Genomic DNA, 11,597 nt, shown 5'->3' with positions numbered 1-11,597 from the left:
GTGGGTACGGATCAGGCGGCGCGCAGGGCCGGGCCGGCGGTGATGGCCCGCGAACCCCGCCCGATGGCCACGGTGCCGGACTGGACCATCTCCTTGATCCCGAACGGCTCCAGGTCGCGCAGCAGCGCGTCGAGCTTGTCCGGCGTGCCGGTGGCCTCGATGGTCAGCGTGTCCGGCGCGACGTCGACCACCCGGGCGCGGAACAGGCCGACCGTCTCCAGCACCTGGGCGCGGGCCGTGCGGTCGGCGCGGACCTTGACCAGCAGCAGCTCCCGCGCCACCGACACCTGCGGGTCCAGTTCCACGATCTTGAGCACGTTGACCAGCTTGTTGAGCTGCTTGGTCACCTGCTCCAGCGGCGAGGACTCGGCGTTGACCACGATGGTGATGCGGGAGACGTCCGGGTTCTCGGTCTCGCCCACGGCGAGGCTGTCGATGTTGAACCCGCGCCGGGAGAACAGCCCGGAGACCCGGGCGAGGACACCCGGCTTGTTCTCCACGAGCACGGACAGCGTGTGCATTGTCATCTAGAGTTCGTCCTCGTCGAAGGCGGGACGCACGCCCCGCGCGAACATGATCTCGTCGTTGCTGGTGCCGGCGGCGACCATCGGCCAGACCATCGCGTCCTTGCCGACCACGAAGTCGATGACCACCGGCGCGTCGTTGATCGCCATGGCCGCCTCGATGGTCTTGTCCACGTCGGCGGCGTTCTCGCAGCGCAGTCCGACGCAGCCCAGGGCCTCGGCGAGCTTGACGAAGTCCGGGATGCGGTGCTTGTGGGTGCCCAGCTCGGTGTTGGAGTAGCGCTCCCCGTAGAACAGGGTCTGCCACTGCCGCACCATGCCCAGGTTGCCGTTGTTGATCACGGCCACCTTGATCGGGATGCCCTCCAGGGCGCAGGTGGCCAGCTCCTGGTTGGTCATCTGGAAGCAGCCGTCGCCGTCGACCGCCCACACCGTGGTGTCCGGCTTGCCGACCTTGGCACCCATCGCGGCCGGGACGGCGTAGCCCATGGTGCCCAGGCCACCGGAGTTGAGCCAGGTGTGCGGCTTCTCGTACGAGATGAACTGGCTGGCCCACATCTGGTGCTGGCCGACGCCCGCCACGTAGACCGCGTCCGGGCCGGCGATCTCGCCCAGCCGCTTGATCACGTACTGCGGGGAGAGCGTGCCGTCGGCCGGCTCCTCGAAGCCGAGCGGGTAGCGCTCGCGCAGGTCGTCGAGCTGGGCCCACCAGTCGGTCAGGTCCACCGACGGGTGCGCGGCCTGCTCGGCGGTGACCGCCGCGATCAGCTCGTCGATGACGTGCCGCGCGTCGCCCACGATCGGGACGTCGGCGTGCCGGTTCTTGCCGATCTCGGCCGGGTCGATGTCGGCGTGCACCACTGTCGCGTCCGGCGCGAACGAGTCGAGCCGGCCGGTCACCCGGTCGTCGAAGCGGGCGCCCAGCGCCACGATCAGGTCGGCCTTCTGCAGGCCGTAGACCGCGGCGACGGTGCCGTGCATGCCGGGCATGCCCAGGTGCTGACGGTGCGAGTCGGGGAACGCGCCCAGCGCCATCAGCGTGGTGACCACCGGGATGCCGGTCTGCTCGGCCAGCTTGCGCAGCCCCTCGGTGGCGCCGGCCTTGAGCACGCCGCCGCCGACGTAGAGGACCGGGCGACGGGCCGAGGTCATCAGCCGGGCCGCCTCGCGGATCTGCTTGCCGTGCGGGTGCAGCGTGGGCCGGTAGCCGGGCAGGTCGAGCGTGGGCGGCCAGGAGAAGGTCGCCGGCGCCTGGAGCACGTCCTTGGGGATGTCGACGAGCACCGGGCCGGGGCGGCCGGTCGCGGCCAGGTGGAACGCCTCGGCCAGCACGCGGGGGATCTCGTCGGCGGTCTGCACCAGGAAGTTGTGCTTGGTGATCGGCAGCGTGATGCCCTGGATGTCCGCCTCCTGGAAGGCGTCGGTGCCGATCGACGGCCGGGCCACCTGCCCGGTGATCGCCACCATCGGGACCGAGTCCATGTACGCGTCGGCGATCGGCGTCACCAGGTTCGTCGCGCCCGGACCGGAGGTGGCGATGCACACACCGACCCGGCCGGTGGCCTGCGCGTAGCCGGTGGCCGCGTGCCCGGCGCCCTGCTCGTGCCGGACCAGGATGTGCCGGACCGTGGAGTCGTAGAGCGGGTCGTAGGCGGGCAGGATCGCGCCGCCCGGAATGCCGAAGACCACGTCGACGCCGAGCGCCTCGAGCGACCGCACGAGCGAACCGGCGCCCGAGACCTGCGCGGTGGCGGGCTCCCGTACGGGCGTCTCGGTGGTGGCGGCCGCCGGAACGGTACGGCCGGAGCGGGCGGCGGGGTCGGAGTCACCGGCCGCGCCGGTGCCGGAACGGGCGCGGCGGGCGGAGTGGGCGAGGGTCTCTGGCGTGGGTCTCGTCATGGCGGTTCAAGCCTTCGGAAGTGAGTGGGTGACGCGCTTCTCAGGATGGGACGGCGAGGTCCCGGCAATGGTCCGACGGCAACAAAAAAGCCCACGTGCAGGATGCACGGGGCCAGCGCACTCTCGGTGGGAGAGTGCGCTCAGGTAAGTACTCGCGGCGACCGGTTCGACGACATGCGGCTAAGCCTGACGCATCTCACGCGATGAGTCAACTGATCCCACATTTTGGTTCACGGACGTGGGCGTGTCGACCACCGGGACCCCCTCCGCGCCCGGCGCCACCTGCGAAGATCCCTCCAACGGGGGACGCTGCGCGGGCACCGCGGCTGGCGGATTGTTGCGCAGCCGGGGCAGCAGCGGCGAGGGGGCGCGAACCGGGGCGGGCGGCGGCACCGGCGGCACCGGCGGCATCGCGGTGTGCCGGTTGCCGGGCGCGGTGGCCGCCTCCAGCATCGCCTCCAGGTGCTCGGCCGGTACGCCCCAGCCGAACAGCGCGCCCTGCCCGAACCGGCAACCGGCGGCGACCACGGCGGCCAGCTCGGTCGGGTTGGTGACGCCCTCGGCGATCACCTCCAGCCCGAGCTGGTGGCCCAGGCGCATGACGATGTCGACCATCGGGGCGAACGCCGGGCCGTCCCGCCCGACCGGCCGGACCGGCTCGTGCTCGGCGACCAGACTGTGGTCGATCTTGAGAATGTCGATCGGCAGCCGCCGGAGCTGGCCGAGCGACGAGTAGCCGGCGCCGAAGTCGTCGAGCGCGATCCGGACGCCGGTCAGCCGCAGCGCGGTGAGCCGCCGGATCAGCTCGTCCAGGTCGGTGGCGACAGCGTGCTCGGTGACCTCCAGCACCAGCCGCTGCGGCGGCACGTGGTGCGCGCGCAGCGCGTCAGCGACCTGGACCACGTACTCGGGGGCGTGCAACTCGCGCGGCGACACGTTCACCGACACCCAGACGTCGTGCCCGTCGGCCAGCCAGCGGGAGAGCTGGTAGCAGGCCTGGTGCAGCACCCACGCGCCGAGCTTGGCGATCATCCCGCACTCCTCGGCGAGCGGGATGAACTCGTCCGGCCGGACGTTGCCCAGCTCCGGGTGCCGCCAGCGCAGCAGCGCCTCCGCGCCGACCGGCCGCACCGACGGCAGCGAGGCCACCGGCTGGAAGACCAGCCGCAGCTCGTCGCGCTCGATCGCGCCGCGCAGCTCGTGCTCCATCCGGGTCCGCCGGCTCAGCAACTGGTCGTACGTGGCGTCGTAGCGCTCGATCCGGTTCTTGCCCCGCTGCTTGGCGTAGCGCAGCGCCAGGTCGGCGTTGCGCAGCAGCAGCTCGACGTCCTGCTCCCCCTGCCCGGCGGCCACCCCGATGCTCACCGACAGGAAGACCGGCCCGTCCCCCTGCTCGTACGGGCGGCCGAGCACCCCGAGCAGGCGGTCGGCGACCGGGCCGGGGTCGGCCGCCCCGTGCATCAGCACCGCGAACTCGTCACCGCCGAGCCGGGCGGCCAGGTCGCCCGGGCGCAGGTTGCCGCGCAGCCGCCGCCCCACCTCGATCAGCACCGCGTCGCCGACGTCGTGCCCGCGCATGTCGTTGACGTTCTTGAAGCCGTCCAGGTCGAGCCCGAGCAGGACGCACGGCCCGCCCGCCTCGGCGCTGCGGTGCAGGGCACGCAGCAGTCCGCGCCGGTTCGCCAGCCCGGTCAGCGGGTCGGTGTGCGCCAGCTCGCGGAAGTGCGCCTCCCGCTCGGCGAGCCGGATCGCGTAGCCGCGGACGTCGTTCAGCGCCAGGTACTGCCGGGTGACCAGGGCGAACCCCTCGACGGTGCCGGCCACGATGGCGTACCCGTCGAACCCGCCGCCCTGCACCAGGTGGTACATCGCGGAGGCCGCCATGGCGAACATCGGCACGAAGGCGTACTCGCCGTCGCGGCGGATGAAGTCGACGTCGAGCTGCGTGAGGTCGGCCCGGCGCCCGGCCACGGCGGTGGCCAGCAGCCCGGCGGCGGTCAGCACCGCGCCGGTGAGCACCATGCCCGGGCCGGCCTGGCAGAGCCCGGCGGACACGGCCAGCCCGCCGGCCGTCACTGCTATCGCGCCGGCGGCGAGCAGCGTCAGCCACCCGCGCGGCGGCGCGACCCGCAGCACGACGATCATCGTGAGCCCGGTGGTGAGCGCCGAGCTGACGGTGGCCAGCACGATCGGCAGGCAGGCCACCGGGGTGGCGTCGCCGAGCAGCCGAGTCGGCTCGCTGAACGCCACCCAGCCGACGAACCAGAGCGCGCTGCCCATGATCAGGCCGTCGAGCAGCAGCCGGCCGGTGGCCGCACGGGTCGCGGCGGCGCCGGGCAGCCGCAGGACGGCGGCGCCGAGGCCGAGCGCGGCGAGCGTCGTACCGACGGAGACGAGGACCGCCCATCCGGTCCGCTGGCCCTGCCGGTGCGCCCAGTGGTCACCGGCGGCGAGCAGGCCGCCGAGACCGACCAGGAGGCTGAACAGGGCGGCACCGGCGGCGACCGCGAGCAGCAGGTGTGCCGGACGGCGGGGGCCGGTGCGGCGCCGCACCGAGGCGGCGAGCAGCACGGCGGCACCGGTCGCGGCGATCCCGCTCACCACCGCGACGGAGACCATCCCCGGGGACGACTGCACGCGTCAACTCTGCCGGATGAGCGCCTCTCGTGGGGCACCGGGTGTGCAACTGTTGGGACACAGGGTGCGCGCGGCGGGGTTGCCGCGCGGATGGTGTCAGACTGGTTGTCATGCCTGAGCTGCGGTCGAGGACCTCCACCCACGGTCGGACGATGGCCGGCGCCCGGGCCCTCTGGCGGGCCACCGGGATGACCGACGACGACTTCGGCAAGCCGATCGTCGCCATCGCGAACAGTTTCACCCAGTTCGTACCCGGTCACGTCCACCTCAAGGACCTCGGTGGCCTGGTCGCCGACGCGGTGGCCGAGGCCGGCGGCGTCGGCCGGGAGTTCAACACGATCGCCGTGGACGACGGCATCGCCATGGGCCACGGCGGCATGCTCTACTCGCTGCCCAGCCGGGAGCTGATCGCCGACGCGGTGGAGTACATGGTCAACGCGCACTGCGCGGACGCCCTGGTCTGCATCTCCAACTGCGACAAGATCACCCCGGGGATGCTCCTGGCCGCGCTGCGGCTCAACATCCCGACCGTCTTCGTCTCCGGCGGCCCGATGGAGGCCGGCAAGACGGTGGCGATCGAGGGCGTGGTGCACTCCAAGATCGACCTGATCGACGCCATGATCGCCTCCTCGAACGAGGCGGTCACCGACGACCAGCTCGGCGAGATCGAGCGCTCCGCGTGCCCCACCTGCGGCTCCTGCTCCGGCATGTTCACCGCCAACTCGATGAACTGCCTCACCGAGGCCATCGGCCTGGCGCTGCCCGGCAACGGGTCGACGCTCGCCACCCACGCCGCGCGGCGGTCGCTGTTCGTCGAGGCCGGGCGCACCGTCGTGGAGATCGCCAAGCAGTGGTACGAGAACGACGACGCCTCGGTGCTGCCGCGCTCGATCGCCGGCCGGGAGGCGTTCGAGAACGCGATCGCCCTCGACGTGGCCATGGGCGGCTCCACCAACACGGTGCTGCACCTGCTCGCCGCCGCCCGCGAGGCGGAGCTGGACTTCGGCGTCGCCGACATCGACGCGATCTCCCGGCGGGTGCCGTGCCTGGCCAAGGTCGCCCCGAACTCGCCGAACTACCACATGGAGGACGTGCACCGGGCCGGCGGCATCCCCGCCATCCTCGGCGAACTGGACCGCGCCGGGCTGCTGCACCGCGACGTGCGCGCGGTGCACTCCCCCAACCTCGACACGTGGCTGGCCGACTGGGACGTCCGGGGCGGCTCGGCCACGCGCGAGGCGGTCGAACTGTTCCACGCCGCTCCCGGCGGGGTGCGCACCACCGAGCCGTTCTCCACCGCCAACCGCTGGTCGTCGCTGGACACCGACGCGGCCGGCGGCTGCATCCGGGACCGGGAGCACGCGTACAGCGCGGACGGCGGCTTGGCCATCCTGCACGGCAACCTCGCGCCGGCCGGCTGCGTGGTGAAGACCGCCGGTGTGCCCGAGGAGTGCCTGACGTTCCGCGGCCCGGCCAAGGTCTACGAGTCGCAGGACGACGCGGTGACCGCGATCCTCGCCAAGGAGATCGTCGCTGGGGACGTGGTGGTGATCCGGTACGAGGGCCCGAAGGGCGGCCCCGGCATGCAGGAGATGCTCTACCCCACGTCGTTCCTTAAGGGTCGTGGGCTGGGCCGCTCCTGCGCGCTGCTGACCGACGGCCGGTTCTCCGGCGGCACCTCCGGCCTGTCCATCGGGCACGTCTCCCCGGAGGCGGCCTCCGGTGGACTGATCGCGCTGGTCCGCGACGGCGACGAGATCGTCATCGACATCCCGGGCCGGTCGATCGAGCTGAACGTGCCCGCCGACGAGCTGGAGGCGCGCCGGGTGGCCGAGGAGAAGCGGGACCGCCCGTACACCCCGCTCGACCGTCAGCGTCCGGTGTCGGCGGCGCTGCGCGCGTACGCGTCGATGGCGACCTCGGCCAGCGACGGCGCCTACCGTCGCGTCCCGGAGTGAGCCACGCGGGGCTCTGCGTCAGGGCCCCGCGCGACGCCCGCCGCCGGTAGGGTCCGGCGGCGTGGAGACGACGGTGAGCTATGCGCGACTGGTCCGACCGGCGATCGACCGGGTCTACGTGGGCGCCCGCTGGGGAGCGCGCGCCCGGATGGAGGCGTTCTACGCCGAGCGGGGCTGCACACTCGGCGCGGAGAACAGCTTCTTCTCCGGCGTGCTGCCCGGCCGATGCCCGCCGAGGCGCTTGCCGACGGCCTGATCTACACCTCCGGCAGCATGGACGAGGAGCTGGCGCAGGGCGTCGTCGTCCGGGACGCCGAGGGCGCCTGGCACCTCACCGACCTGGGGCGCGAGCTGACGCTGTTCGCCCAGCGGGCCACCGGTGAGGCCGCCGAGGAACTGTGGTCGACGCTGCCCGGAGTGCTGCCCGGCCTGAGCATCGTGCCCCGCCTCGCCGACCTGGTCGGCCGGGTGCTGGCACACGCGCAGGCCACCGGCGGGCCGGTGTTCCGGGCGATGTCCCCGCCGTACGAGCCGGAGGGCGCTTCCCCGGCGCTGCTGCTGGTCACCCGGCTGGGCTCGCTGCGCCACCACCGCGCCGACGCGCACCGGGCCGCGTGGCGGGCCGCCGGGCTGACCGCCGACGAGATCCGCGCGCTGCCGGACGGCCCGCAACGCGCGGCGATCGAGGCGGACACCGACCGCCGCGACGCGCCGGCGTACGCGGCGCTCACCGAGGCCGAGCGGTGGGAACTGCTGGCCGGCCTCGCCGCCCTGCCCAACTAGCGCCCGCCGCCCTCCGGGGCGTGGCGGGGACACCCGGCGCGTCAGGACTGGGCCGGGTCCTCCTCGGCCGGGGCGGTGCCGTCTATCGGCAGGCCGAACTCCGCCGGTGAGTTCTCGTCGGTCCCGTCCAGGTCCGCGTGCGGGTCCTCCGGGGTGACGTCGTCGGGGTCGGCGCCTCCGGCGTGCAGTTCGGACAGCTCAACCGGATCAGTCATGCCGTCCTGGTACCCGCCGGGCGCCGCCCGAACCCGGCAGGTGTCGTTCCAGGCCGTCGAAGAGCAGGTCGAGGGTGAACTCGAACTCGGTCTGGGAGTCGCACCATCCGAGCGTCGGATCCGCCGCGTCGTGCGTCTCGGCGGCGACCATCGCGGCCAGGTGCGGCAGCCGTTCGGCCAGCGCCACCATCTCGGCCTCCGCTGCCTCCGCGTCCGCCTCCCCGCCCGCGTCCGGCCGGAACACCTCCTGGGCGAAGCCGAGCGCCAGGCTGCCGAAGGCGTGCAGCGCCCGGTGGGCGATCCGGTACGAGAATCCGCCGTCGACGAGGGTGGCGAGGATGCCGTCGTAGTAGGCGTACACCCCGGCGGGGACGGTCGGGCGGGAGCTGAGCAGCGCGGGCGCCCACGGGTGCCGCAGCATGACCGCGCGCGCGGCGAGGAAGCGCAGTCGCAGCCGGGTACGCCAGTCGCCGCCGGGCGCGTCCGCCTCGGCTCGCTCGGCGGCTTCGGTGATCTCGGCGGCGACGGCGTCCACGAGGCCGTCGAGCAGCCCGGCCTTGCCGGGTAGGTGGTGGTAGAGCGACATCGCCTCGACGCCGAGTTCGGCGGCGAGCCGGCGCATCGTGAGCGCCGCCATCCCTTCGGCGTCGACGAGGGCGATCGCGCTGGCCAGGGCTCGCTCGCGGCTGAGCGGCTCCCGTGGCTTCCTCGCTCCCATCCGGCTCTCCATCTCCCCTTGACCTTACAACGTATGGTTGGCCTTACGACGTAAGGCAGCCCCCGCCACGGGCACGTCGATCACCCCCGAAGGAGCCGCCATGCACCAGCTGATCCGTACCGCCCGCGTGACCGGGCTGTTCTACCTCGGGCTCGCCGTCACCGGCGCCCTGGGGTTCCTCACCGTCCGGCCCATGATCTTCGACGCTGACGACGCGGGCGCGACGCTCGCCAACCTGGTGGCCCACGAGTCGCTGGCCCGCGCCGGCATCGCCCTCGAACTGCTCGTCGTGCTCACCCAGGCGCTCACCGCCGTCTGGTTCCACCGCCTGTTCCGTACCGTCGACGGCACCGCCGCGGGCAGCATCGCCGCCTTCGGGCTCGTCAACGCGGTCGCGATCCTCGGCAGCGCCGCCGTCCTCGGGACAGCTTTGCGGGTCGCGACCGGCGGGCCGGGCGACGCGGACACCGTCCAGCTGCTCTACCTGGTCAGCGGGAACCTGTGGGAGGTGGGCGGCCTCTTCTTCGGCCTCTGGCTCGTGCCGATGGGCTGGTGCGTGCTCCGGTCCGGCTGGATGCCCCGGCCGCTGGGCTGGGTCCTCGTCGCCGGTGGTGTCGGCTACGTGCTCATGACGTTCGTCGCGTACCTCGCCCCCGGCGCCGGCATCGCCGGTGACCTGCTGGTGGTTCCCGCCACCGTGGGCGAGGTGTGGATCCTCGGCTACCTGATCGTCTTCGGCGTGCGGAAGGAGGAGGTGAAGGTGGACGCCGGGGTGACGAAAGCCTAGGCCGGGCTCGCGGCGAGGGCGACACCCCGGGCGTACCTGATGGCGGCCGGGGTGTCCGCGAACACCAGGCCCTCACGGCGCAGTTCGTCGGCGACGCCGAGGGCGCTGAGCACCTGGTCGTGGCCCGGGGTGATGCCGGAGAGCAGCACCGTGATCCCCCGGGCACGCAGCCGGGCGATGGCGTCGCCGAGCACCTGGGCGCCGGTGGCGTCGACGGTGGAGACGCGGGACATCCGCAGGATCACCACCCGTACGTCGGCCACCTCGGCCAGCTCCAGCAGGAACGTGTGCGCGGCGGCGAAGAACAGTGGCCCGTCCAGCCGGTACGCCACGATGTGCTCGGCGAGCAGCGCGTGCTCCTCGGCGCTGTGCTCGCCGGTGTCCAGCGGCACCTGTTCGAGCTTGGCGCTGCGGGCCACCGCGCGCAGCGCCAGGACGGCAGCCACGGCGAGCCCGACGACCACCGCTGTCACCAGATCCCAGATGACAGTGACGGCGAACGTCAGCACCAGCACCACCGCGTCGGCCCGGGTGGCCCGCATCAGCGCCAGCAGGGAGGCCGCCTCCACCATCCGTACCGTGGTGGCGAGCAGCACCCCGGCCAGGGCGGCCAGCGGGATGCGGCCGACGAGCGGGGCGGCGGCGAGCACGATCGCGGCGAGGGCTACCGCATGGGTGAGCGCGGCGAGTTTCGAGGACGCCCCGGCGCGGACGTTCACCGCGGTACGGGCGATGGCGGCGGTCGCCGGGATGCCGCCGAAGACCGGGGAGGCGAGGTTGGCCAGGCCCTGGCCGAACAGTTCCCGGTCCGGGTCGTGCCGCTCGCCGACAGTCATGCCGTCCGCCACCGTCGCGGAGAGCAGGCTCTCCAGGGCGGCGAGCGCGGCCACGGCCAGGGCGCTGGGCAGCAGGACGCCCAGCGCGCCGAGATCCAGGAAGCTCAGCGACGGCGCGGGCAGACCCTGCGGCAGCTCACCGATCCGGGCCAGGTCGATCGGGGCCAGCTCGGCGACAACAGTCGCGGCGGCCACGCCGACCAGGGAGAACGGCACGGCGGGCCGCCACCGGCCGCCGAGCAGCATGAGTGCCGCCACGCCGAGCGCCACGGCGATCGCGGCGGGCCGGGGATGCGCGGCGAACCGGGCGACCGCGTCGGCTGCGACCGCCCACACCTTCTCGCCGTGCGCCTCGGCGACGCCGAGCGCGGCCGGCACCTGTTGCAGCGCGATGACCACGGCGATGCCGGCGGTGAAGCCCTCGATCACCGGGGCCGGCAGGTAGCGGACGTACCGGCCCAGGCGGGCGAGGGCGAGCGCGATCAGGATCAGCCCGGCCAGCGCGCCGACCATCAGCACGCCTCCGGCGCCGAACTGCTGCACCACCGGCACCAGCACGACTGTCATCGCCCCGGTGGGGCCGGAGACCTGGAGGTTGGAGCCACCGAAGACCGCCGCGACGGCCCCGGCGACGACGGCGGTGACCAGGCCGGCCTGCGCGCCGAGCCCGGAGGTGACGCCGAAGGCGAGCGCCAGGGGCAGCGCCACCACCGCGACGGTGAGCCCGGCGAGCAGATCGCGCCGGGGCGAGCGGCGCACCGCTGCCCAGTCGGCCCGGCCCGGCAGCAGCCCGCCGAACAGCCGGCCCGCCCGCCGGACGACGTCACCGGCGCGAACGGTAGCCGCCGCGCTCACCGGTCCGTCCCCGAGGCCCGCAGCTCGTCCAGCAGGGCGTCCCGGTCGGTGAGGACCGCGCCGAGGATGCGCCGGCCGGCGGCGAGCAGGTCGGCGACGTCGGGGGTGCTGAGCGCGTACATGACCAGGGGGCCGTCCCGGTACGAGGTGACCATGCCGGCGCGGCGCAGCACGGCGAGCTGCTGGGAGAGGTTGGACGCCTCCACGTCGATGGCGGCGAGCAGGTCGCGGACCGGTTTGGGCCCGTCCTGGAGCAGTTCGAGCACCCGGATGCGCACGGGGTGCCCGAGGGTCCGGAACAGCTCCGCCTTGGCCTGGTACAGCGGCACCGACACGACTCACCCCTCCGACGACTCTGAAGACTTTAGCACTTGCAGAAATCTTC

The 11,597-nt window shown here is 73.4% G+C and carries 11 protein-coding genes; 4 read left to right on the top strand and 7 right to left on the bottom strand.

The window, feature by feature from the left end:
* Positions 1-11: 11 nt before the first annotated feature.
* The 3 genes from ilvN to ACQP26_RS06640 all read right to left on the bottom strand — a co-directional run bounded on the left by ilvN (position 12) and on the right by ACQP26_RS06640 (position 5,060).
* A complete protein-coding gene (gene ilvN / locus ACQP26_RS06650; RefSeq protein WP_018786257.1) occupies positions 12-527 on the bottom strand; it encodes an acetolactate synthase small subunit in 516 nt (171 codons plus the stop codon).
* Positions 528-2,423 (bottom strand): acetolactate synthase large subunit, encoded by a 1,896-nt coding sequence (locus ACQP26_RS06645; protein ID WP_281578793.1) that lies wholly within the window; start codon positions 2,421-2,423, stop codon positions 528-530.
* Positions 2,424-2,603: 180 nt separating this feature from the next.
* Positions 2,604-5,060 (bottom strand): putative bifunctional diguanylate cyclase/phosphodiesterase, encoded by a 2,457-nt coding sequence (locus ACQP26_RS06640; RefSeq protein WP_433495229.1) that lies wholly within the window; start codon positions 5,058-5,060, stop codon positions 2,604-2,606.
* Between the two features lie 110 nt (positions 5,061-5,170).
* Here ACQP26_RS06640 and ilvD point away from each other — a divergent pair, with 110 nt between their 5' ends.
* From ilvD to ACQP26_RS06625, 3 genes are all read left to right on the top strand, one after another.
* On the top strand, positions 5,171-7,018 hold the full coding sequence (gene ilvD, locus ACQP26_RS06635; RefSeq protein ID WP_269701609.1) for a dihydroxy-acid dehydratase: 1,848 nt from the start codon (positions 5,171-5,173) through the stop codon (positions 7,016-7,018).
* Positions 7,019-7,079: 61 nt separating this feature from the next.
* Positions 7,080-7,274 carry a hypothetical protein gene (locus ACQP26_RS06630; RefSeq protein WP_433495228.1) on the top strand — a complete coding sequence of 65 codons (195 nt, stop codon included), beginning with the start codon at positions 7,080-7,082 and terminating at the stop codon, positions 7,272-7,274.
* Complete coding sequence (locus ACQP26_RS06625) at positions 7,244-7,801, top strand: hypothetical protein (protein ID WP_433495227.1); 558 nt, start codon at positions 7,244-7,246, stop codon at positions 7,799-7,801. Before ACQP26_RS06630 ends, ACQP26_RS06625 begins: the two co-directional genes overlap by 31 nt.
* 41 nt (positions 7,802-7,842) lie before the next feature.
* Here ACQP26_RS06625 and ACQP26_RS06620 read toward each other — a convergent pair whose 3' ends face one another.
* Positions 7,843-8,016: a hypothetical protein gene (locus tag ACQP26_RS06620; RefSeq protein ID WP_269701611.1), complete on the bottom strand. Its 174-nt coding sequence runs from the start codon at positions 8,014-8,016 to the stop codon at positions 7,843-7,845.
* On the bottom strand, positions 8,009-8,746 hold the full coding sequence (locus ACQP26_RS06615) for a TetR/AcrR family transcriptional regulator C-terminal domain-containing protein (RefSeq protein WP_281578797.1): 738 nt from the start codon (positions 8,744-8,746) through the stop codon (positions 8,009-8,011). The genes ACQP26_RS06620 and ACQP26_RS06615 overlap by 8 nt, the downstream gene beginning before the upstream one ends.
* A gap of 88 nt (positions 8,747-8,834) precedes the next feature.
* Here ACQP26_RS06615 and ACQP26_RS06610 point away from each other — a divergent pair, with 88 nt between their 5' ends.
* Positions 8,835-9,521: a DUF4386 domain-containing protein gene (locus ACQP26_RS06610; protein WP_281578798.1), complete on the top strand. Its 687-nt coding sequence runs from the start codon at positions 8,835-8,837 to the stop codon at positions 9,519-9,521.
* On the opposite strand, the gene ACQP26_RS06605 is transcribed toward ACQP26_RS06610, so the two are convergent.
* Together ACQP26_RS06605 and ACQP26_RS06600 are read right to left on the bottom strand one after the other, a co-directional pair.
* Complete coding sequence (locus ACQP26_RS06605) at positions 9,518-11,212, bottom strand: SulP family inorganic anion transporter (RefSeq protein WP_433495226.1); 1,695 nt, start codon at positions 11,210-11,212, stop codon at positions 9,518-9,520. The two genes, ACQP26_RS06610 and ACQP26_RS06605, sit on opposite strands and share 4 nt — an antisense overlap.
* On the bottom strand, positions 11,209-11,547 hold the full coding sequence (locus ACQP26_RS06600; protein WP_013284484.1) for an ArsR/SmtB family transcription factor: 339 nt from the start codon (positions 11,545-11,547) through the stop codon (positions 11,209-11,211). Before ACQP26_RS06600 ends, ACQP26_RS06605 begins: the two co-directional genes overlap by 4 nt.
* Positions 11,548-11,597: the final 50 nt, after the last annotated feature.

This window comes from Micromonospora sp. CA-248089, from assembly GCF_050948515.1.
Taxonomy (GTDB): Bacteria; Actinomycetota; Actinomycetes; order Mycobacteriales; family Micromonosporaceae; genus Micromonospora.
This window is presented reverse-complemented; position numbering and strand designations above follow the sequence as displayed.